The sequence below is a fragment of the Brevibacillus sp. MER 51 genome, assembly GCF_023714195.1.
Taxonomy (GTDB): domain Bacteria; phylum Bacillota; class Bacilli; order Brevibacillales; family Brevibacillaceae; genus Brevibacillus.
Window position 1 is genome coordinate 170,993 of record NZ_JAMAUS010000008.1, and the last position, 22,489, is coordinate 193,481.

Sequence of the window (22,489 nt, forward strand, 5' to 3'; positions counted from 1 at the left end):
GTAGAGAATGTGCAGCAAGTTATGAGAAAAATGAGACCAAGGTGAAACTTTTTGGCAATTCCTTCGTGGTAAGGGATGAAGGGGTGTGAACGGCTTGGGAAAGTAGGTCTGGAGGATGTGTACCAGCTGCATGTAAACGATATTTACCGCTATCTTTTTCGGCTGACACGAGATGAGAAGCTGTCAGAGGATTTGACACAGGAAACCTTTTGTCGCGCCTTCTCTTCCTTGGACGACTACCGTGGGGAAAAAGTACGGCCCTGGCTGTTCAAGGTGGCCTATCACGCTTTCGTGGATGGTTATCGCAAGAGGACGAAACAACGATTTGCGTTTGTAGAAGCCCTGCCAGAAAGACCTGATCATTCGGCGGTTGATCCGGCTGAGCATGTCGTGAATCAGGAGCTGTGGGAAGTGGCCCACGACTATTTGGAGAAGCTTCCGGAAAAGCAGAGACAGGTCATTTTGTTGTCTGCATTGCAGCTTTCCTATGCGGAAATGGCAGAGGTACTCGGGATTGAGCTGGCAGACGTCAAGCGTTCCTTGTTTCGGGGACGACAAAAGATGCGGCAGTTGTGGAGGGAGGAAAGCCAGTGATGAACAAGGATGAGAATCATCGCGAGCAAAGGCTGCTTGCTTATTTGCGTGGGGAAATGGCGGAAGAAGATTCAAAACTATTCGAGGAAGAAATAGCGGCTGACGTGGAGTACGCACAGCGGTTGGAAAGGCTTTTGTTGGGGGAAGAAACGGGGGAGGACAAGGTGAAAATAAACCAGCCTGAAACACTGTCGGCTGAAAAACAGCGTGCCATTGTGCGCCGGGGGAAATGGAAAAATCGGTTGTCCAACGCTGGGTTCACCATAGGGATTCCCTTTTTGGCCGGAGTTGTGTTGCTGATTTTGAATGGCTGGGTCGGGTCGCTGATGCATGAAGATCTGTTCCGCGTTGCGAAGTCGATAGTCAATTTTACGCAGCCAGGTGTGAGAGTGGGGAGCAGTGGCTCGCAGGTCGGATTGCTGTACGGAAACATCAGTATGGAACTACGTGAGCGGGTTGGGGGGGAAGAAAAGGTCGCGGGTCGTTTTGAGAGTACGAATGTGCTATGGAACGTGAATGCCAAGCCGCAATGGACGAACGGGGTCAGGGAACAGAAGCTGTATTTCCGTTATCCGACAGACGGGGAAATGGGGGATACGGAATCTCGCACTGTACCTGCCTGGACAACGATGGAGAAGCTACCTGAGGGGACCGTTTCTCAGCTCGCGATTTCCTTCGATCACTTCCTGACGTACGAGGAGTACTATGAATTGGTTTCCCGCCATGTCACCTCTTCGGGACAAGATACGGTTTGGTTTGCGGTAGACACAGGGGTGGAGCGAAAGCAAGCAGAAGACGATGGGGCAAATCGATTTCTCGGTCCCGGGTACGTGTGGGGATTTGCGCAGCATGAACTGGATTACGGAGATGCGCCCATTCGGGTAAACGGGGAAGGGGACAGGAGAATGGCCGCCTACTTGGAAGAGATGAAGTACTTATCTGAGCAAGAAGATCTGGCTCGCGATGTCGGCGGATCTTTGCTATTTCGTAGCGACCTTCAGATAGCCGAACGATACAACTACATGCAGCAAAACGGAGTGCGAATCTACGGCGCCGTCCTCACTGGACCTACGAAAGAACTGTTGAAGCTCAAGGCCGAAAAGTCGATAACAGCAGCGTTATTGGGCAAAGTAGACTGGTGGAATTGGGATCGCCCTGCGGCATCGGGAACACAATCCAGCTATTGATAGCAAGGTGCGAATTTTTGCACAAAAGGGTGTTGACATCGTGGAAGCGTTGGTTGTATGATTCAAACTAAATCAAAAACCGAATACGTTTTGGATACCTTATCCAGAGAAGGTGGAGGGACTGGCCCGATGATACCCGGCAACCGACATGACGCCATTCAGACGCGAGGAAGCGACTGATTGACAGGCGACATGCACGGTGCTAATTCCTGCAGAAACAAAAGTGGTCTGGAAGATAAGGGGGACATCAACACGGTTCTTACACGTGACGACAGCGACCTCTTTTCTTCGGGAAAAGAGGTCTTTTTTGCTCTCATGACACAAACAAAACAAGTAGAGATAGAGGAAAAATACGTAGAGGGGAGTTTTGAAATCATGGCATATCGCGCATTGTCTGAACAGGAAGCAGTGGAGTACGTAAAAGCAATACCGGATCTTTTTAGCGAAGGAGCAGAGCTGACCAGCCGTGAAATCGGGGATGGTAACCTCAATCTGGTTTTTGACATTCAGGAGCCGGCAACCGGTAAGAGCGTCATTGTCAAGCAAGCACTGCCTTTTGCCCGCGTCGTGGGAGAATCTTGGCCGCTTACGATTGATCGGGCTCGCATCGAGAGCGAGGCACTCCGCATTCAGCACAAATACGTTCCAGACCTGGTGCCGCAGGTGTATCATTTCGACGGGGAGCTTGCGTTGACTGTCATGGAAAACGTCGGGGACCACATCATCATGCGCAAAGGTTTGATCGAAGGAAAGCGGTACCCACTATTCGCGAAGCAAATTGGCCGTTTTCTCGCGCAAACCTTGTTCTTCACATCCGATCTGGGCGCGCATCCGTACGATAAAAAAGCGCTAGTCGGAACATTCATAAATCCAGAATTATGCAAAATCACAGAAGATCTCGTCTTTACCGATCCATATGAAAATGCGCCTACCAACGATTTCAATCCGTTGATTCGCCGCGAAGTCGAGGCGATCTGGAACAACCGGCCGCTGAAGCTGGAAATCGCCAAGCTGAAATACGATTTCCTTACGCGCTCGGAAGCGCTGCTGCATGGCGACTTGCATACCGGAAGTATTTTCATCACGGAAAACAGCTTGAAAGCAATCGATCCAGAGTTCGCTTACTACGGCCCAATCGGTTTTGACATCGGGGCGGTTATTGCCAATCTGCTGCTCAACTACGCAGGCCAGCACGGTTTGCAAAAAGATCAAGGAGAACGGGAAGCGTACCGCGAATACTTACTGGAAACGGTCGAGGATGTCTGGAATGAATTCGTTTCGCAATTCGTTCAACTCTGGCACAAGCACGCCAAAGAGCGCAGCGCTCATGTCGAAGGACTGTGGCAAAGCTACGTGAAGCGCTTGATTCAGGATACAGCAGGCTATGCAGGCTGCAAAATCTTGCGTCGTGTCATCGGCTTGGCAGGCGTAGCAGACCTGAATGCCATTGAAGACGACCAGACTCGCGCAGAAGCAGAACGTCTGGCGCTCTCGATAGGAGAAGCGTTGATTCTCGGTCGCGGCGGCATCGACGAATCGACAGATATCACGGACATCGTACGCACTGTGACCGAACGTTACTATCAGGAGGCTACAACAGTATGACAACCAGCACCCAATTGGCACCTGTTAAGTGGGAGAATGACGCATTGGTCTTGCTTGACCAGACGCGTCTGCCAGTAGAAACGATCTATTTGAACTTGACCACCTCCGAGCAAGTATGGGGTTCCATCCGACGCTTGGAAGTCCGTGGCGCACCAGCGATTGGCATGGCGGCGGCTTACGGGCTCTACCTGGGCATTCGTGGCAGTGAAGTGAGTAACTACGACGAGTTTTGGCAGGAACTGAACCAGCAGGCAGACTACTTGGGCTCTTCCCGTCCGACAGCCGTGAATCTGTTCTGGGCGTTGGATCGCATCAAGGCTCGTGTTGAAAAAGAAAGCGGTGGGTCGATTGCCGAGTTGAAGGCGTCCGTGCTCGATGAAGCACTGGCGATTCAAAAGGAAGACGCTGAAGTATGCCGGACCATCGGAGAGCATTTGCTGACTCTGTTGCATGACGGTATGGGAATTCTCACGCACTGTAATCCAGGAGCATTGGCTACGGCAGCGTACGGTACGGCTACCGCTCCCTTTTATTTGGCAAAGGAACGCGGCTGGAACTTAAAGGTGTACGCGGACGAAACTCGTCCTGTCCTGCAAGGCGCTCGTCTTACTGCATTCGAATTGCAGCAAGCAGGGATTGATGTGACGCTGATCTGCGACAACATGGCGGCGATGGTGATGTCCCAAGGGAAAGTAGAGGCTGTCATCGTGGGTACAGACCGCGTAGCAGCGAACGGAGATGTCGCCAATAAAATTGGTACGTATGGGGTAGCGGTTTTGGCAAAAGCTCACGGCATTCCTTTTTACGTGGCAGCTCCCTTGTCCTCCGTAGATCTGGAGACACCGACAGGCGCAGATATTCCGATTGAAGAACGTCCAGCCGAGGAAATTACCCATGGCTTGGGCAAACAGGTAGCTCCAGACGATATCAAGGTGTACAATCCTGCGTTCGATGTAACGCCTGCGAAGTACATTACAGCGATCGTCACGGAGACAGGCATTTTCAAGCCGGAAGAGATCGGCAATAGCAAAAAATAAAAGAACTTTTTATAAGCGTTCGCCCTTTGTTTCTGGCGGGCGCTTTTTGCCCATTTTGGTGTTTCCTAGTAAAATATCCAAGAAAAGGGGAGATTCGTATGCAAACGATTCAACGGATAACCATCAATGAAGATACGTACTTGAAACAATTAGAATTAGCTGATGCTGAGGAGTTATTTTTGCTTACGGATTCGAACCGGGAGAGTCTTATGGAATGGCTGCCGTGGCTGAATTATACGAAGAAGGTAGAGGATTCTCGTCAATTCATCCAAGCGACGATCCATCAGTACAACGATAATCGCGGCATCAACTATGGCATTTGGTACCAAGGACGTCTGGCTGGCACGGTCGGCGTACATACGATAGATTGGATCAACAAAAAGACGTCCATTGGCTATTGGCTGGGTGCGCAATTTCAGGGCAAGGGTCTGATGACAGAAGCAGTGGCGACCTACTTGGACGTATTAATCTTCGGGTCATGGGATTTGGAAAAAGTAACGATTCAGGCTGCTACAGAAAACTATAAGAGCAGATCGATCCCGGAGCGATTAGGCTTTCAACTGGAAGGGATACTGCGCCGGAATGAATTCCTGTACGATCATTACGTGGATCATGCTACTTACAGCTTGCTAAAAGAGGAATGGCTTGACTGGAAAACCGATAAAAAATCTTAGATTGAACTGTATGCATCGATTGACAATGAAAATTCTGTAAATTACGATGGTGAAGACAGATCAAGAGGGCTGCGTGTGATTCGCAAGCCCTTTTTTAGTCGTGCTGTTAGGCTTGAAAAAAATAGAGGTGAAATACATGCAGACACTTCGGCAATTATCTTGGTTTTTCCGCGCCTATTGGAAACGGTACGTCATTGGAATCGCTGTGCTGTTTATCATCGACGTCCTCATGCTTTGGCCGCCGAAATTAATCGGGGACACGGTGGATTCGATTCGCAACAGTTCCCTGACGGACGCTGATTTGACGCAAACAGTGGTCATCTTGCTCGTATTGGGTGTTAGCTTGTATGGATTGCGGTTTCTCTGGCGGTATTTGTTAAATGGAGGAGCTTTAATTCTCGAGAGGACGTTGCGCGAGCGACTGTTTGCCCATTTGACCAGAATGACCCCGTCGTTTTTTCATCGCAAACGCAGTGGCGATCTGATGGCTGTCGCCACCAACGACATTCCTGCCATAGAACAAACGGCGAGTACAGGGGTGCTTACGCTTGTCGATGCGTTGTTCATGACCTTGTTAACACTAGGCGTCATGGTAACAGCAATTGATTGGAAGCTGACACTGGCTGCACTGATCCCGATGCCGTTTTTGGCTTGGTCAACAGCGTACTATGGAAGGCTGCTGCATGAGCGTTTTTACTTGGCGCAGGAAGCCTTCGGAGAGATGAATGATCATGTTCAACAATCCGTATCGGGCGTTCGGGTATTGAGAGCATTTGTTCAGGAAAAGGCCGATATCGAGGCATATCGCCGGGTTAGTGAGAAAACGTTGGAGCGAAATGTGAGCGTTTCGCGGATCGACGCCCTGTTCGAGCCGACGATCGCGATTATTATTGGCTTCAGCTTTTTGATCGGGCTGGGCTATGGGACGTATTTGGTGTTCACCAGCGCCATTTCCTTAGGGGATTTGGTTGCGTTCAATTTATACTTGGGACTTTTAATTTGGCCGATGTTCGCCTTTGGTTGGCTGGTCAATGTGTTGCAGCGCGGTGGCGCATCCCATAAGCGTTTTACAGAGCTAATGGTGGAGCAGCCAGATGTGACAGAGGCAGCGAATCCGGTCACGAGTCAAATCGCCAATACCGTGGAAGCACGCCATTTTTCCTTTACGTATCCGGGCACTGACAAGCCGGCACTCACCGACATCTCGTTTCGTTTGGATGAAGGAGAGACGCTTGGGATTGTCGGACGGACAGGAAGCGGCAAGTCGACGTTGTGCCGTGCCTTATTGCATCAATATCAGATGCAGGAACATGCCCTATTTATCGGGGGCATCCCGATTGAAGAACTTGCTTTTGATACGCTGCGGGAAAAAATCGGCTACGTGCCTCAGGAGCATTTGCTGTTCTCACGGACGATTGCAGAAAATGTTACATTCGGAAAACCACAAGCGACGACCGAGGAAGTGATGCATGCGCTGGAGCTTGCGGAGATGAAGAGAGATCTGGAGCAATTCAGAGATGGATTGCAAACCATGGTTGGAGAGAAGGGGGTCACCCTCTCCGGGGGACAAAAACAGCGCATTTCCATTGCACGTGCGCTTTTGATGGATGCGGGTATTCTGATTCTCGACGATTCTTTATCGGCTGTGGATGCGCGGACGGAGGAAAGCATTCTTCGTCATTTGCGACAGGAGCGCGCGGATAAAACGACCATTATTACGGCCCATCGTCTGTCTGCGGTACAGCACGCTCAACTGATTCTCGTGCTGGATGAGGGGCAGATCGTCGAGCGGGGGACACATGATGAGCTGATGCAGCGCAACGGCTGGTATGCAGAGCAGTACCGTCGTCAGCAAATGGAACAGGATGTGGCTGGTTGAGAGAGGGGGAAAGCGTTTCATGAGCAAAGAAAATGTATGGGGGCGTTTGACCGAGTACGCCAGGCCATTTCAAAAGCAAATACTGGGCGCGCTGTTCCTGCTCTTGCTGGGGACGAGTGCAGAGCTGGCGGGTCCTTTTTTAGCCAAGGTCATGATTGATAATCACATTCTGGCGATCCAAAAGCCTTGGTATCAACTGGACGAAGTGCCACCACAAGCAGCGGTGCAAGTCGCCTCATTGAACGGTACGAACTATATTCGTGAAGATGTCGCAGCGAAGACGGGTCTTGCTTTGGACAGGATCAATCAAAAAGAAGTAACGGTACTGACTGAAGGCACGACCTATTACCTGGTTTCCGGCAAAGTGAATCCAAACACAGAGAAGCAATTCACCCTGATTACGCCAGAAAACGGCAGGGAACGCTTCGAGGTAACAACGAAGGATCAATCAGGTCAAAAGATGACCTCCACAGGCATTCGGCTGACCGCAGAGGAAGTCAAGGAGATGTATCAAGGGGATGTCTTGCCTATTGTCTGGCTGTCCGTAGGTTATGGAGCACTGATCTTGCTCTCAGCTGGTTTCAACTACGTCCAGATTTTGTGGCTACAAAAGATCGCCCAGCGCATCATTCAGCAAATGCGGATGAAGCTGTTTATCCATTTGCAAAAGCTCCCGGTTGCCTTTTTTGACAAAACGCCAGTAGGTGCGCTTGTCTCCCGTGTGAGCAATGATACAGAAGCCATCCGTGAGCTGTATGTAAGTGTGCTCGCCACATTTGTACAGAACGGTCTTTACTTGATTGGAATCTTGATCGCGCTCTACCTTTTGCAGCCTGAGCTCGCCCTCTTCTGCTTTTTGACGGTGCCAGTGCTCGTTCTGTTAGTCTACGTATATCAAAGGTACAGCTCTCGCTACTATGCGGTGATTCGCGCGAAGCTCGGTGATATGAACACAACGATCAATGAAATGATCCAAAACATGACGATCGTGCAGGCTTTTCGTCGGGAGAAAGGTGTACAAAAGGAGTTTGCTGATGTAAACGAAGGCTACTTCAAGGTGCGGATGAAAGAAATCAACCTCGAATCCTTGCTTTTGCGCCCAGCGGTGGATTTGATCTGGAAAGTTTCCTTGACCCTGATCGTCTGGTATTACGGCTCAACTTCCTTCTATAGCGCGATTTCCTTCGGGGCGCTTTTTGCTTTTGTCGATTACATGGGACGTTTTTTCGAACCAATCAACATGATCATGAATCGGTTGTCGCAAATGCAGCAGGCGACTATTTCGGCGGGACGTGTCTTCGAAATTATGGATGAGAGGCCGGAGAAGAAAGAAACGGGTGCACAAATCGAGCGCCCGCGTGGAAAGGTTGTCTTTGATAACGTTTCTTTTGCCTATCAGGGTGACGATTATATCTTGAAAAACGTCTCCTTTACGGCTCAGCCTGGTCAAACGATTGCGCTGGTAGGGCACACCGGATCGGGAAAAAGCTCTTTGATGAATTTGCTGCTCGGGTTCTATCCGGTGACGAAAGGGAGCATTTTGATCGACGGACAAGATATGAGACAGATTGATACGCACTCATTGCGCAGTCATGTCGGTCTCGTTTTGCAGGACCCGTTCTTGTTTACGGGAAGCATTGGATTCAATATTCGTATGTACAAGGATACGATTACGGATGAAGAAGTGAAGCGGGCTGCAAAAGCCGTCCGTGCTGATGAATTCATTTCCAAGCTGCCGGGCGGGTATGACGAGCCAGTCGTCGAGCGAGGCATGACACTATCCGCAGGTCAACGCCAATTGATCTCTTTTGCACGTGCATTGGCTGCTGATCCCGCGATGTTGATCTTGGATGAAGCAACGGCAAGCATTGACAGTGAAACCGAGCTAGCCATTCAGGAAGCGTTGCATGTACTATCAAAAGGTAGGACGACATTCATCATTGCACATCGATTGTCGACGATTCAGCACGCCGACCAGATTCTTGTCTTGTCCCGTGGAGAAATCATGGAACGAGGTACCCATGATGAACTCATGGCGCAAAATGGTCTTTATCAAAAAATGTATCAGCTTCAGCAGGGGAGTGCTTCCGTAGAGAGTGCTTAGTAGGGGGCTGGGGAGGAGAAACAACACCATGTCACAGTCACGTTACACCTTTTGGGTGTTGATTTTGGTTGTCGGTATTGCGGGGGTGAGCCAAGGCTTGACGATCCCGATGCTGACGGTTTTATTGGAAAAACAAGGTGTTTCATCCGTGATGAACGGACTCAACGCCGCTGCCTTGTATATTGGGATGGTCATGGTCAATCCATTTTTGGAAATCCCACTGCGGCGCATTGGATACCGGGCCACGATATTATGGGGATTGCTGTTAGTGACAATCGCAACAGCGCTCATCCCGCTGTTCAGTCATTTGGCGGTCTGGTTCGTATTGCGTTTACTGATGGGTGTGGGCGATAGTGGTTTACATTATGCCAGCCAAATGTGGGTGACCAAGATCGCAGCTCCGGAGAATCGTGGACGTGATCTTTCCATTTACGGGTTGGCATATGGCGTGGGCTTTAGTGTTGGTCCACTAGGCTTAAGCGTGCTGCATTTGGGGATTTGGGTACCTTTTGGCGGTCTGCTCGTTCTGTATCTGATTGCCTTCTTATTATTATCCCGGATCAAAAATGAATTCCCGGCACAGATCGAACAAACGGAAAAGAAGCAAAACAAATATGCGTTTGTCTTGCGACTTGCCTGGCTGGCGCTGATTCCTTCGTTTTTGTACGGATTCATGGAGACGTCACTCAACGGCAGTTTTCCTGTTTACGCGTTGCGTACCGGCTTGTCCGTTGAATGGGTTTCCTTGATCCTTCCGTCGTTTGTCGTGGGAAGCATTATCTTGCAGATGCCGCTGGGGGCATTGAGTGACCGTGTAGGACGCAAGCAGGTCATGCTCGTGTGTGCGCTTTTAGGAGGATTGGCCTTCTTCCTGTTCCCGTTTGCAGGTGAAAACGTATGGCTGATGATGCTGTTGTTGGCCATAGCAGGAGCGGCTGTTGGTTCCTTTTACTCGCTGGGCTTGGCTTTTTCGGCAGATATTTTACCAGCATCGATGGTTCCTACCGCAGGAATCATCGCGGGCGTCAATTTTGGTGTCGCCAGTATTTTGGCTCCGAATGTGAATGGCCTGCTGATGGACGTGTGGGAGCCGTGGACGATCTTTTGGCTGATGGGATCGCTGCTCATTGTTTTCGCGGCAGCTTGCCTGTTTTTCAAGCAAAAAGCAACCCAGGAACAGGCGTATTCAATGCCGTTGCAAAAACAGGGGTAAGAACCATGAGGGATAAGCTTCGCCAAGTTTTTGGCGAGGCTTTTATTTTTTGCCCAAAAAAGCATAAACGGGCACCAAGGAGGGAAGCGTATGAATAGTAAGTAGAACAGCATGATTGGAAGGGGTTACCCGATGCTGACACCTTGCATTTTCAGAAGAGGCATTGCCTGGATCTTATTTTTCGTGCTTAGTCTGGTAATCATCCCGTTTTTCTCAGATGACGATCAGGCTCCGAAACCGTCTGCACCTGCACCTGCTACTACAAATGCAACTTCGCAGCCATAGCTTTGCCCTTGTGTTCACGAAAAGACACGCCACTGACGATGGCGTGTCTTTTTGCTGTAGTGTTAGCGAGTAACAAAATTTTGCGTGAAATACGGGCGGCCGTCTTTCATAACGATACCGACACCGAGCTGCTTGAATTTTGGAGAGAGCAAGTTTTGACGATGACCTGCGGAGTTCATCCAGCTTATGTGGGCTTCGACCCCGTCTAGCTGTCCGTAGGCAATATTTTCACCAGCAGAGCTGTAACGAATGCCAGCTTTCTTCAAACGATCAAACGGACTACCCGTAGATGGGGAGGTATGGTTGAAAAAGTTATGCTGGGCCATGTCTTGGCTGTGGGCTCTGGCCACTGCTGCAACTTGTTCATCCCAAGTGACAACCGACAGCTTGGCACGTTGCCTTGCGACGTTGAGCAAGTCCAAATTTTGTTTCTCGTATGCAAGCGCTGCTTGTTTTATTTGTACGTCTGCCAGTTTCGGCAGTTCAGGTAACTTTGTATAGGAAATGGGATACATCAAGCCAATCGCAATGGTGGCAAAATGCTCAGGAGTAGAGATGCGCACTCCTGCGACCTTATTTCCACCCAGCTGATCGATAGAGAAGGTGATCGCCTGATTGTTTTGGATATAGGTCGGGTGAGCAAGGGTATTTTTTTGGATACGCAGACTTGGGATGATCGTCAGTGTTTCTTGCGGTGCACCCCAGTTATTTTGTAGGTCTTTAGTAGTGGATCCAATCGTGATACCATTCAGATTCAGCTTGGCGCCATTGGTAAACAATGTCACGACTTTGCCGTTTTGCATGCCGACTTGAATGTAGTTGTTCAAATCCTGATTGTAAATCCACCATTCCACACCCGTATGACTAGGATCAATGCGAGCAGGCTTGCCTAGTGTTTGTTCTACCTGCGCTGTGCTCATCCCTAGTTGAAGGTTATAGACATTATTCGTTTTAACGGCTGTTGCTTGAGGGGCAGCCGTTGCAGTTGAAACAGGAAGGACAGGGGCAACGTGGCCGAGCAGAGCCAGCGAAAGGCTCAGGGCGAGGATGCTGGTTACTTTGTGTTTACGCATGTATCTTCCTCCTCGGTTGGGATAGAATCTGCCTTGTTGGTAATGGTATCGGCAGGAAGCTTCTACAAAAATAGGGACCAAGGAAGCAAAAATAAAAACCCCCGCAATGGAGCGGAGGTTATGGTCGACGATCCCGGATGACATACGTTTTGGCGATCAGATCATGCCACCCTTGCTTACGTGGGTGCCATGCAACCCATAGATAGCCCAGGCCGAATACGAGCGAAGCGAGGAATTTGCCGATGACTTCCCGTAATAATACTTGTCCACCTGTCAGATTGCCTCGCGTCTGCTTGGCACTGATGACACGGATGCCTGTGATCAGCTTTCCCAAGGTTTGTCCGGTCCACCAGGTCAGCATGATCATATAGAGGAGATCAAACAAAATCTCCAACAAATCTATGAACGGAAAAGAGGCGTAAGGGACGGCAAAAACACGACGCAACGGATTGAAAATGAGGTAGCTAACCCCAATCAAGAACATCGAATCAAGGAGCGAGGCCACCACACGAATCCAGAAGCCAGCGTACAAATGTTGTGGATGGGCTTCTGAATATGGCTCAAAGGAATCAGGCTCACGTGCTTTTTCTTCGTCGGGAAGCTGGTTCATGATAAGCCACTCCTTTCCGTAATAACAGGCTAAGGCATGAATTGATACAAGAGGCGAGGGGAGCTTTGACGGTCCCATATTCGATTGAGACCAAGCGGATCAGGATTCGACCAGTACTGCTTCATACTGAATAACAGCTTGCTGATGGAGAGCTGGTCTGCATAGCGGATGACCATGGCTTCTTTTTCTCCAGACAAAGAAAGCGCGTAGCGTGTCGCTTCCTCCAAATCACCGAATTCATCGATGAGTCCCAGGCGTTTTGCTTGCTCACCGGAATAAACGCGGCCGTCAGCGATTTCCAGTACGCGTTGACGGGAGAGGTTGCGGCCCTTGACGATGACGTCGACGAAATTGTTGTAGCTTTCGTTGAAGAGTGTTTGGAAAATTTGCCGTTCTGGGTCCGTCAGCGGCCGGGATGGACTGCCGATGTCTTTGAAGCGTCCGCTTTTGATTGCGTATTGATGCACACCCAGCTTGTTCGCGGCTTCACTATAGTTAAACAGATTGAAAATCACGCCGAGACTGCCGGTCAGTGTGTTGGGATTGGCAAAAATCGCATCGCCTGTCGTGGCCAAGTAATAGCCGCCAGAGGCTGCCGTGGAACCCATGCTGACGACGATGGGAAGATTGCGGACCTGCTTGAGCCGCAACAAGCGTCTGTGTAATTCATCGGTAGCGACGACTTCTCCACCTGGACTATCAATGCGAAGGACCACGCCTTTCACCAGATCATCCTCTTCAATTCGGCGCAGCTGTTCTGTTAATAGCTCTGTCATCGAAGGTACCCCAGCACTATTCTGTTGCCCCGAAATAACGCCGTTCACAAACAGCTGCACAATTTTGCTGTTGCCATAGCCCGATACCACATTTTCTTCCCAAGCGAACCCGGGATGGTCGACGAGATCTGTATAAGTCCCGTAAATCCCTTCCACCAAAAGCCCTAATAGAAAAACGGCCAGTACAATTACAAGAGCAATCCATTTTTTTCGATGCATGAAAACCACCTCACACTTAGAATGAGCCGCCGGGAGCATAGTTACGCATGCGACAAGCACTGGAAAAAATGGGATGAAGCTAATCGTACATAAGGCTGGCTTCCAACAACTGAACAGTAAATTCATGCAATTTTTTGACTATTGCGGTAAAATGGAGGGCAAGAATTACAATCAAGCTTGTTTTATCGCAATAGGGGGACAGACAAATGATTATACAGGTGTCGAATTTGACGAAGAACTACGGCGATCTGAAAGTATTAAAGGGCATTACGACTCAGGTAGCAGAAAAGGAAGTAGTCTGTGTCATTGGACCGTCAGGCTCGGGCAAAAGCACGTTTCTACGTTGCTTGAATCAGTTGGAGGACATGAGCAACGGAAAGATTGTCATCAACGGCCATGATTTGTCAGACCCCAAAACCGATATCAATAAAGTGAGAGAAGAGGTCGGGATGGTTTTTCAGCGCTTTAATCTCTTTCCGCATAAAACGGTGCTGGAAAACGTCATGCTGGCCCCTGTAAAAGTAAAGAAGATGTCTCAGGAAGAAGCCCGCAAGCAAGGCTTGGCTCTTTTGCAGAAGGTAGGGCTTCAGGACAAGGCCGATGTGTATCCCGAGCGGCTTTCTGGGGGGCAGATGCAACGAGTGGCAATCGCAAGGGCGCTCGCCATGAATCCAAAGGTGATGCTGTTTGATGAGCCGACATCCGCTCTGGACCCAGAACTGGTGGGAGAGGTGCTTGCCGTCATCAAAAATTTAGCCAAAGAAGGCATGACAATGGTGATTGTGACGCACGAAATGAATTTTGCCAAGGAAGTGGGCGACCGAATCATTTTTATGGATCAAGGTATCATCATGGCAGAAGGTCATCCCAGTGAGGTATTTGGCAATAACGTCAACGATCGCTTGCGTTCGTTCTTGGGCAAGGTATTGGCGTAAAAAAGAAGGGCACCAGTTGCTTCGTTTCGTATCATGAAAAACGAGGCACTGGTGCCGTATTATTTTGCAGCATCCAACAATTGACTAACCGTGACAAATCGATAGCCCTGCGAACGCAAATCCGTGATGAGCTCCCGGAGTGCAGCGACTGTTTGCCGTTGGTTTAAGCCCCCATCATGGAACAGGATGATATCGCCGGAGGAGACATTACTCTTGACGCTTTTGGCAATGACGTTAGCCGTGCGTGCCAAAGACCAATCACGAGGATCAATCGACCAGTGAATGATGTCGTAGCCACTGGATTGAACCGCATTCATGACGTCATGTGTCAGGATGCCGTAGGGAGGACGGTAGTATTGCGCCAAAATGCCGGTCGTCTTCAAAATGGAGCGTTCTGCATGCTTGATTTCTTCGTACACTTCATGCTCGGTCAGCTTGTTCAGATCAAAATGGTGGTAGCCGTGGTTGCCGATTTCATGCCCAGCCTTGTAAATCCACTGCATGACCTTTGGATGCTTGTCCACTTGGGAGCCAAGGACAAAAAACGTAGCGCGAACGTTGTACTGATGCAGCACCTCAAGAATTTTGGGCGTATAGATAGCATCTGGCCCATCATCAAAAGTGAGAGCGACGACCTTTTTCTCTGTGTCGATTCTGTGGATCGGCTCATATGAAGGCAGTGTTTGCTGGGCAAAAGCAGGTAGGGTGCCGTAGCCAAGAAGGCAGGCGAGTAGCAAGGCGTACCGTATGCATTTGCGCATGAACAATCGCCTCCTTCTTCTGGGATGTGATTAGGTTCACCTCCTGCCAGGGAAAACATGCTACCAAAAGAAAACAGCGGTCAGAGTAGGTGGCGATTATGTTAAAATGGAAGAACCGTACATAGGAGAGGAGAGAGTTTGGTGGAACTCCGCGGTATTTTGCAAGGACTAACACACGAGTACCATGGAGGGGACAAGCCGGTAGACTACTATTTGAATATCGGTGACGATCGCCTTCCGCTTAACGAATGGCTGGGCAGTGAATTGACGATTTCGTTTTTAGGCGAAAAAAACTGCATTGCCTGTGGCCGAAAAACAAACAAGACGTTTAACAGCGGGTATTGCTATCCCTGTTTTACCAAACTTCCGGAAAATGACCTGTGCATCGTCAAGCCGCATGAATGTCATTTTGACTTGGGGACTTGCCGGGATGAGAGCTTTGGCGAGAGATATTGCATGATTCCTCATTTTGTCTATCTGGCAGTGTCGAGTGATATAAAGGTAGGATTGACTCGCAAGCATAATGAATTGAGACGCTGGGTAGATCAAGGCGCAATTCGCGCGATTCCGATTGCGGAGGTTCCGACTCGTCGAATGGCTGGGGAGCTTGAATTTCACTTGAGTCAGTTTTTGCCGGACAAGACCAACTGGCGCAAAATGCTCAAGGGAGATGTGAAGGAAATCGACTTGCTCGCCATGCGGGACGAAGTGTACGGTCATTTTCCTGAACAGTTTAAAGCATTCCAATATCGCGAAGACGAATGGGTAGATATTGCTTATCCGATCTTGGAGTCACTGGATAAAATTAATTCCAAAACGCTCGATAAAGAAGAACAGCTCGGCGGGCGATTGATCGGTGTGAAAGCACAGTATTTGATTTTTGAAAATGGTGTATTTCAGGTGAGAAAGCACGCTGGATACCAAGTCGAGATTAAAGCTAAAACGTCTGCATAATGACCTGCAAACTCCTTACACTAGGACAAGTGAAGGAGGATGGCAGATGGATGAGCACATTGAGTACACCATGCCTTTGACCGGGACACTGGCTGAGGCTGTGGAAGACCAGAATGCCAAGCAACTAGGGGTGCCCTTCTCGCCGCTTTCGCAAATGTGGCAGGTAAATCCGGATGCTCGGACGAATGAAGAAGAGACTGCGAAAAGCAAGCACAATGAAAGCAACTTGCCGCAATAGCAGCACGTATGAACGACAGCCAGAAGACAGTCATGGCTGTCTTTTTTGTTTAGCACGGTGAATACGTGAGGAGGCAGAGGTATGCAAGTCTGGTTGCATTCTTTTTGGGTAGCGATGGTGCTAATCGGTTGCATGTGGGGGATGTACGAAATAGGGGCAAGGCAGATTGGAAATATGAATACGAAAAAAACAGCACTTGAAACGACGGTTACTCCCACACAAGTGAGACAGAAGTTGGTGGACCGTGACGCCGTTGTGGAAGCATTTGATTGGACAGACGACAAGGGTGTAGGCCTCGTGTATAACGAAGCTGAGCTGTTACAAATGCAAAAAGATCCGGACAACCATAACTACAAAAAAGTTCTCCGTCGTTTTGTGCAGAGTGAGTTGAAAACAGAAATCGAGAGCTTTCAAACCATAGGCAGTCAATTAAATCCCAGGAGAATCCTTGTAGCGACGACAGACGGCATGCTGTACGAGGTGACGATGAAAAAAAGGAGTAATCATCATCAAATGTGGACGGTAGAAGGGTACAACATGACAGCTGGATATAGGACGGATGTAGAGCAAGAGAAAGAGAAAGAGCAAGAGCAAGACCTGCTGCCGCAAGATATGTATCCAACCTATCGTGTGATGGAGCTAGCCGAAGCCGATTTGCAAATCCAAGCGTGGGCGAAGCCGCTTATTCAAAACAGTCAGGGCCAGTCATTTAACACCGCTCTAAACGGCAAAACCTATCTCTTGATCAAAACATCGCAGAGCGAAACAGATTCGGTGGAGATTGAGGGAATTAGAATCTGGATGGAAGAAATGCTCGTCCATTATCAAACGTATGAATTTGGAGAAGGGGCAGATCGTTCCATACTTAATAATTACTTGCTGATTGAAGTGCCGGAAACTCCAGAATCTGGTGTGACATTTTACAATACGGTAACCGTTGTCCGCTAGGTCTACTTCTTTTACAATGAAAGAAACGACGACATAAACCAAAAGTGAGGAAATACATATGACGATGAAAGCTTATCTATACAACAAGTGTGATACATGCCGCAAAGCAAAAAAATGGCTCACGGATCAAAATATTGACTTCGAAGAAATTCCGATTGTCGATGCACCGCCGTCCAAAGAAGAGCTGCGCCAAATTTGGCAGACAAGTGGCCTCGATTTGCGCAAGTTTTTCAATGTGAGTGGTGTTCAATACCGCGAGCTGGGCTTGAAGGACAAGCTGCCTACAATGTCCGAGGATGAAATGCTTGAGTTGTTGGCTTCCAATGGCAAGCTGATCAAACGGCCTCTTATCGCAAGTGATCGTACCGTAACTCTTGGTTTTAAAGAAGAAGAACTGGAGAAGGCTTGGGGAGGGAAGGCATGATGCGCCAACCATCCAAGAGACTGAACCATCTTTCCGCCGATATTTTTTCAGAGATGGAGGCTCGCAAAAGGGAAGTTGCCAAAACAAAAACGGTATACGACTTGAGCATCGGCAGTCCTGATCAGCAGCCTGACGAGAAGCTTCTGCAAACGTTAATCCATGCCATCCAGCAACCAAGCGCTTTTCGCTATCCATTGAGCGATGGAACGGCGGCCCTCCGAGAAGAGATCGCCCGCTGGTATCAATATCGTTTTGGGGTGGAGCTGGCGCCAGATGGGGAGGTTCATTCCTTGATGGGGTCACAGGATGGTTTGGCTCACTTTGCTTTGGCATGGACCGATCCTGGAGATATCGTACTTGTACCCGATCCTGGGTATCCGATCTACGAAGGCAGTGTTTATTTGGCGGGAGCGGTACCTTACCGGATGCCTCTGCGGGCAGAAAATGAATTTTTGCCAAAGCTGACAGACATTCCAGAGGAGATTGCGTCTCGTGCAACGTTTATGATTCTGAACTATCCGAATAATCCGGTTTCCGCGGTCGCTACCCTTGCCTTTTTTGAAGAGGTTGTGGCTTTTGCCAAGCGTTTTGACATTATCGTGGTTCATGATTTGGCCTATTCGGAAATGGTGTTTGACGGCTATCAAGCGCCGAGCTTTTTGCAAGTGCCAGGGGCGAAGGAAGTGGGAATTGAATTTAATTCGTTCTCCAAGAGCTTCAACATGGCAGGCTGCCGGATCGCTTACGTTGTAGGGAACGCAGACATCATTAAGCCGCTTGCGATTGTAAAATCGAATATCGATTACGGTGTCTTTTTGCCTGTGCAGCAAATGGCCATTGAGGCTTTGCGAAACGATCGGGAATCGGGTAGGACAAATACAGTCGCCTCCGTTTACCAGGAACGACGTGATGTGCTGCTGGGGGCATTGGCAAAGGCGGGATGGAGCATTCCATCTCCAAAGGCGACTATGTTCGTCTGGGCAGCTGTACCGGACGGCTGGACGTCACGAGAGTTTGCCTTCGCATTACTGGAGAAAGCCGGTGTCGTGGTCGTTCCGGGAAGTGCCTTCGGCGAAGAAGGAGAAGGGTATGTACGAATTGCTCTCGTCCAACCTCCTGATATTCTGTTAGAGGCGGTGGCTGCCATCGATCAATCCGGGATTCTCCGCATGAAAACAAGTGTGTAACAGTTGAAGTCAAATAAAGAGGGGATGAGCTTTCATGCGTTTGCGCGAAGAAATGCCTGACTTTTCCGGGATTATGGAGTGGATCAACGGGCAAACAACCAAAGCTGATTTGGCTGGAAGTCCTGTTTTGGTGCATATCTGGTCCGTCAGTTGTTACATGTGCAAGGAATCGATGCCAAGCATAAATGAATGGCGAGACCAATACGCTGCTAACGGTTTGAAGGTCATTGGAATTCATACGCCTCATTCGGAAAAAGATACTGATATCGAGCTGATCAAAAAAGCGATTGCAGAACAACATTTGACACACCCTATTGCAATCGATAATGATAGAAAGACAGTCGATGCATTCCAGAATGAATACGTCCCCGCTTTTTATTTGTTTGACGAGGCTCTTCAGTTACGTCATTTTCAGGCAGGAGAGAAGGGTCTCCAACTGGTAAAAAAACGCTTGTTCAGAATTTTGGGGATCGAAGAGGAATCCTAGAATGTTCGTCTAATTATGTATGTGTAATGGATTGTACCCGATAGGAGGATATGTAAACGATGGAATTCCCGAAAAATCTACGTTACAGTGAAGAGCATGAGTGGGTGCGAGTAGAAGGAAACAAGGCGTACATCGGAATCACTTCTTTTGCTCAATCAGAGCTGGGTGACATCGTGTTTGTCGAATTGCCTGAAGTAGGCGCGACAATCCAACAGGATGAGCCGTTTGGCAGCGTGGAATCGGTAAAAACCGTTTCTGAACTGTACGCTCCTGTAACTGGTAAAGTAGTAGAAGTAAATGGCGAACTGGAAGATGCACCTGAACTGGTTAACTCTTCGCCATACGAGCAAGCATGGATGATCGTCGTCGAATTGTCTGATACAGCTGAGCTGGACAAGCTGATGGATGCAGACAAATACGAAGCGATGGTAAAAGAATAGGAAACAAAAAAGCCGGGGCTTTTGTGCTCCGGCTTTTCTTATTTTTATGGGCGGGCTACTCCAACTTGAATGTTCGTACTGCATCATTAAGCTCTTCTGCCATTTTCGCCAGCATCGTTGCAGCCGAAGAGATTTCCTCCATGGAAGCGGTTTGTTCTTCCGCTGCTGCTGCAACCGTTTGAGAGTTGCCAGCTGATTGCTCTGCGATTTGTGTAATATGTGTAATGGCGGATACAATCGTTTGCATTTGCTGACTGATCTTGCTCATTTCCGTTGTCACTTCATTCATGCGAACGAGCAACCCGGACGTGGAGTCGGTAATTTGTTCAAACGCATTGCCTGTTGAGCGAACGAGAGTCATGCCTTCTCCCAAAATCGAAGCGCCATGATTCATTGCCGCAATTGCTGAGCCTGTGTCCTGCTGAATCACTGTGACGATGTGACTGACCTGCTCGGCGGCGGAGCTGGACTGTTCAGCGAGCTTGCGCACCTCGTCAGCTACAACGGCAAAGCCTCGTCCTTGTTCTCCGGCGCGAGCTGCTTCGATAGCGGCGTTCAGAGCGAGCAGGTTGGTTTGATTGGCGATCGTCGTGATGAGTGAGATCATTTCTCCAATTTCTTGGGAGCGTTGGCCTAGCGTATTGACAATGGTAGAGGTCTTGGCCATTTGGCTATGGATCACATCCATGTGCTCGACCGTTTTGGCTGCCATCTGATTGCCATCTGTGGCTTGGCGGTTCGCTTCTTGTGTAGAGTGATTGACATCCTCAATGCCTTTTTCCATTGCTTCGATGTGTACGGCAATCTCGTTGATGACCTCATAGCCTTGAACAGTTGCATCCACTTGCTGCTCCGTACCGTAGGCAATTTCTTGAACGGATTGAGCGATCTGCTCTGTTGCTTTGCTCGTCTGTTCCGCACTGGCCATCAATTGCTCTGACGTAGCAGCAACCTGTTGAGCGTTGAAGCTGACTTGCCCAAGCGTTTCGCGCAAGGTTGCCGTCATGGAGTTGAAGCGATTTGCCATAACCCCCATCTCATCTGCTGTCTGAATATCCATGGAAGCGGTAAAATCGCCACTGGAGAGGGCATGCGCCAGCTGGTTCGCGCGATCGATTTGTTTGGTCAAGTATTTACTGAAGTAATAAATGACAGCAATCATGATCAACAGACCGATCAGACTCACCGTACAAAGCTCAAAGAACAAGTCATAGAGTGGATCAGCAATTTCTTTTTCTGGCATCACGAGAGCGATTGTCCAGTTTGTATCTCCGAGCTCTTGAAAATAAACACGATTGGCGCCATTTTCATCGGTAAACGTCTTCATTCCTGATTTCTCTTCCAGAAGAGAAGGACCGATTGCTGCCAAGGAAGCATTCTCGTCAGATTGAACGGAATGATTCATCAGTTTGTCCGCTTGAGGATGAGCGAGGTATCTCCCTTTTTGATCCACCAAAAAGGCCCAGCCTGTTTCGCCTACTTTTGTACTGGAGACGAGCTTTTCCACGTCAGTGAGTGTAATATCGTCTGTGGCCACACCCAGAAGCTTTTTATCCGGAGTGTAAAAAGGAGCGACTACCGTCACCATGGAGACCTTGGAAACCTCGTCAAAGTACGGCTCGGAATAATCGGTTTCCTTCTTGGTTGAAATACCGACCTTGTACCAGTCTTGATTGGGATAGTTGTAAGAATCGCTGCTGTATTCACCTGTAATGTTAACCTTGCCGTCGTTCTTAGCCCCGTAGGTAGCAACGAGTTTCTTGTTTGGGTCAAAAGCGTAAGGTTCCATGAAAATTCCCATTCCAACCGTCGTATCATTAATGAGAACGGTTTTGGACAGCAGGGAATTTAACTGCTCCAGCGAATTTGTAATAGGACCCATTTCAATAAAGCGAGCCATACTCAGCGTTACTTTGCTATGGGCTTCCAGTTGCTTTTCCACATTACTGGCGACCATATCTAGTTGATAGTTCATTTTGTCTTCAATTTCCCGATTCAGTTGGTCGACAGAGAACCAGAAACCGATGCCCACGACGAGCAAAAGAGTCAAGATAATGACAGGCAGAGTAATGGTTAGTGTTCGAGCACGAAGACTTTTAAAACGAAGCATGAAACCGCTCTCCTTTTTGAATTTTTGCTAAAATGATTATTATTCCTTATTATCGGATAGATTCAGACTACCTTTTATGATGGATTTAGGCAAATGAGGTAAAGTATTCATACTAGTCAGAAAATGTTGCAGGAATCTAAGCAAATCGAGTAAAATGGATAAACCAAATCTTACTTCGATTCCTTTATTGGTAGCATTTGCGGGTGGAGAGTTAGTGGGCATATACGCTACAATGCGGATACAGACAAAGTTTCGACCAAAAAACGGACATGGACGTTTCATTTGGCGAATAGGGAGGGAGACTATATGAGTTTTTGTTGTGGTGCTGGAATGGTAGGTTCCGTAGGCTCAGTCCGTCATTATAAAACGCTTGTACACAATGTCCCGATCATGTTTTGTCCTGTATGTGACAGAATTGAGGTTCATCCTGGTATTGAGGGAGAATACGAAATTTTAGTAGAATATGCTCAGGGAGATCAGGCTCCAGAAGTGGATTTTGCTGACTTTGTGAGTGTTGACAATACATCCGAGTTGTTTGAGAATTGTACCATGACGGATGAAGCAGCCAGCTTCGCCGAAGTGTTAAAGCAGCAGATCGATATATCACTTGATCTGCTCGGGATCGCCAAGGAGTTACAGGATGACGATTGGCGGGAAGCATTGATGATTCGTTTAAGACGGTTAAGCGAGCGATTGAAGCAGTACAATAAAAGAAAAGCTAATGTCGCACAAGAGCGCATGACCTGAGT

23 protein-coding genes and 1 riboswitch are annotated in these 22,489 nt (G+C 48.7%); of the genes, 18 read left to right on the forward strand and 5 right to left on the reverse strand.

Features of this window, described 5'->3' with window-relative positions; all coding sequences use genetic code 11:
• Positions 1-75 precede the first annotated feature (75 nt).
• The 9 genes from M3630_RS18355 to M3630_RS18395 all read left to right on the forward strand — a co-directional run bounded on the left by M3630_RS18355 (position 76) and on the right by M3630_RS18395 (position 10,578).
• Complete coding sequence (locus M3630_RS18355) at positions 76-594, forward strand: sigma-70 family RNA polymerase sigma factor (protein ID WP_251253006.1); 519 nt, start codon at positions 76-78, stop codon at positions 592-594.
• Positions 594-1,781 (forward strand): anti-sigma factor, encoded by a 1,188-nt coding sequence (locus M3630_RS18360; protein ID WP_251253007.1) that lies wholly within the window; start codon positions 594-596, stop codon positions 1,779-1,781. The genes M3630_RS18355 and M3630_RS18360 overlap by 1 nt, the downstream gene beginning before the upstream one ends.
• 96 nt (positions 1,782-1,877) lie before the next feature.
• A riboswitch (SAM riboswitch) is annotated at positions 1,878-2,023 on the forward strand.
• Positions 2,024-2,156: 133 nt separating this feature from the next.
• A complete protein-coding gene (gene mtnK / locus M3630_RS18365) occupies positions 2,157-3,386 on the forward strand; it encodes an S-methyl-5-thioribose kinase (RefSeq protein WP_251253008.1) in 1,230 nt (409 codons plus the stop codon).
• A complete protein-coding gene (gene mtnA, locus M3630_RS18370; RefSeq protein ID WP_251253009.1) occupies positions 3,383-4,423 on the forward strand; it encodes an S-methyl-5-thioribose-1-phosphate isomerase in 1,041 nt (346 codons plus the stop codon). The genes mtnK and mtnA overlap by 4 nt, the downstream gene beginning before the upstream one ends.
• A 98-nt stretch (positions 4,424-4,521) precedes the next feature.
• Entirely contained in the window at positions 4,522-5,097 is a 576-nt protein-coding gene (locus tag M3630_RS18375) for a GNAT family N-acetyltransferase (protein ID WP_251253010.1), read from the forward strand.
• Positions 5,098-5,233: 136 nt separating this feature from the next.
• The gene (locus M3630_RS18380) at positions 5,234-6,976 is read left to right on the forward strand and encodes an ABC transporter ATP-binding protein (RefSeq protein WP_251253011.1); all 1,743 of its coding nucleotides are present in this window, start codon (positions 5,234-5,236) and stop codon (positions 6,974-6,976) included.
• A 19-nt stretch (positions 6,977-6,995) separates the two neighbouring features.
• Complete coding sequence (locus M3630_RS18385) at positions 6,996-9,080, forward strand: ABC transporter ATP-binding protein (protein ID WP_251253012.1); 2,085 nt, start codon at positions 6,996-6,998, stop codon at positions 9,078-9,080.
• Positions 9,081-9,108: 28 nt separating this feature from the next.
• On the forward strand, positions 9,109-10,293 hold the full coding sequence (locus M3630_RS18390) for an MFS transporter (RefSeq protein WP_251253013.1): 1,185 nt from the start codon (positions 9,109-9,111) through the stop codon (positions 10,291-10,293).
• A gap of 132 nt (positions 10,294-10,425) precedes the next feature.
• A complete protein-coding gene (locus tag M3630_RS18395) occupies positions 10,426-10,578 on the forward strand; it encodes a hypothetical protein (RefSeq protein WP_197245029.1) in 153 nt (50 codons plus the stop codon).
• A gap of 62 nt (positions 10,579-10,640) precedes the next feature.
• On the opposite strand, the gene M3630_RS18400 is transcribed toward M3630_RS18395, so the two are convergent.
• The 3 genes from M3630_RS18400 to sppA form a co-directional block, all read right to left on the reverse strand.
• Complete coding sequence (locus M3630_RS18400) at positions 10,641-11,651, reverse strand: CAP domain-containing protein (RefSeq protein ID WP_251253014.1); 1,011 nt, start codon at positions 11,649-11,651, stop codon at positions 10,641-10,643.
• A 118-nt stretch (positions 11,652-11,769) separates the two neighbouring features.
• Positions 11,770-12,261 (reverse strand): RDD family protein, encoded by a 492-nt coding sequence (locus tag M3630_RS18405; protein ID WP_173609993.1) that lies wholly within the window; start codon positions 12,259-12,261, stop codon positions 11,770-11,772.
• Positions 12,262-12,290: 29 nt separating this feature from the next.
• Positions 12,291-13,256, reverse strand: a complete 966-nt coding sequence (sppA, locus tag M3630_RS18410; protein WP_251253015.1) for a signal peptide peptidase SppA — start codon at positions 13,254-13,256, stop codon at positions 12,291-12,293.
• A 206-nt stretch (positions 13,257-13,462) separates the two neighbouring features.
• On the opposite strand from sppA, the gene M3630_RS18415 reads away from it, so the two are divergent.
• Positions 13,463-14,191 (forward strand): amino acid ABC transporter ATP-binding protein, encoded by a 729-nt coding sequence (locus M3630_RS18415; protein WP_217367100.1) that lies wholly within the window; start codon positions 13,463-13,465, stop codon positions 14,189-14,191.
• A 59-nt stretch (positions 14,192-14,250) separates the two neighbouring features.
• Here the strand turns inward: M3630_RS18415 and M3630_RS18420 are convergent, their stop codons facing one another.
• Positions 14,251-14,952 carry a polysaccharide deacetylase family protein gene (locus tag M3630_RS18420; protein WP_106785280.1) on the reverse strand — a complete coding sequence of 234 codons (702 nt, stop codon included), beginning with the start codon at positions 14,950-14,952 and terminating at the stop codon, positions 14,251-14,253.
• Between the two features lie 141 nt (positions 14,953-15,093).
• Here M3630_RS18420 and M3630_RS18425 point away from each other — a divergent pair, with 141 nt between their 5' ends.
• The 7 genes from M3630_RS18425 to gcvH all read left to right on the forward strand — a co-directional run bounded on the left by M3630_RS18425 (position 15,094) and on the right by gcvH (position 19,630).
• A complete protein-coding gene (locus M3630_RS18425; protein WP_173609995.1) occupies positions 15,094-15,906 on the forward strand; it encodes a DUF2797 domain-containing protein in 813 nt (270 codons plus the stop codon).
• Positions 15,907-15,952: 46 nt separating this feature from the next.
• Positions 15,953-16,144 (forward strand): hypothetical protein, encoded by a 192-nt coding sequence (locus M3630_RS18430; protein ID WP_251253016.1) that lies wholly within the window; start codon positions 15,953-15,955, stop codon positions 16,142-16,144.
• Between the two features lie 81 nt (positions 16,145-16,225).
• Positions 16,226-17,092, forward strand: coding sequence for a hypothetical protein (locus M3630_RS18435; RefSeq protein WP_251253017.1), 867 nt, complete (start codon positions 16,226-16,228; stop codon positions 17,090-17,092).
• Positions 17,093-17,150: 58 nt separating this feature from the next.
• Positions 17,151-17,516 carry an arsenate reductase family protein gene (locus M3630_RS18440; RefSeq protein WP_251253018.1) on the forward strand — a complete coding sequence of 122 codons (366 nt, stop codon included), beginning with the start codon at positions 17,151-17,153 and terminating at the stop codon, positions 17,514-17,516.
• Positions 17,513-18,703: an aminotransferase class I/II-fold pyridoxal phosphate-dependent enzyme gene (locus tag M3630_RS18445; RefSeq protein WP_251253019.1), complete on the forward strand. Its 1,191-nt coding sequence runs from the start codon at positions 17,513-17,515 to the stop codon at positions 18,701-18,703. Before M3630_RS18440 ends, M3630_RS18445 begins: the two co-directional genes overlap by 4 nt.
• Before the next feature lie 34 nt (positions 18,704-18,737).
• Positions 18,738-19,190, forward strand: a complete 453-nt coding sequence (locus M3630_RS18450) for a redoxin domain-containing protein (RefSeq protein WP_251253020.1) — start codon at positions 18,738-18,740, stop codon at positions 19,188-19,190.
• Between the two features lie 59 nt (positions 19,191-19,249).
• Positions 19,250-19,630 (forward strand): glycine cleavage system protein GcvH, encoded by a 381-nt coding sequence (gene gcvH, locus M3630_RS18455; RefSeq protein WP_047073101.1) that lies wholly within the window; start codon positions 19,250-19,252, stop codon positions 19,628-19,630.
• A gap of 55 nt (positions 19,631-19,685) precedes the next feature.
• Here gcvH and M3630_RS18460 read toward each other — a convergent pair whose 3' ends face one another.
• Positions 19,686-21,740, reverse strand: a complete 2,055-nt coding sequence (locus M3630_RS18460) for a methyl-accepting chemotaxis protein (RefSeq protein ID WP_251253021.1) — start codon at positions 21,738-21,740, stop codon at positions 19,686-19,688.
• Positions 21,741-22,046: 306 nt separating this feature from the next.
• Here M3630_RS18460 and M3630_RS18465 point away from each other — a divergent pair, with 306 nt between their 5' ends.
• Entirely contained in the window at positions 22,047-22,487 is a 441-nt protein-coding gene (locus tag M3630_RS18465; RefSeq protein ID WP_007726368.1) for a hypothetical protein, read from the forward strand.
• Positions 22,488-22,489: the final 2 nt, after the last annotated feature.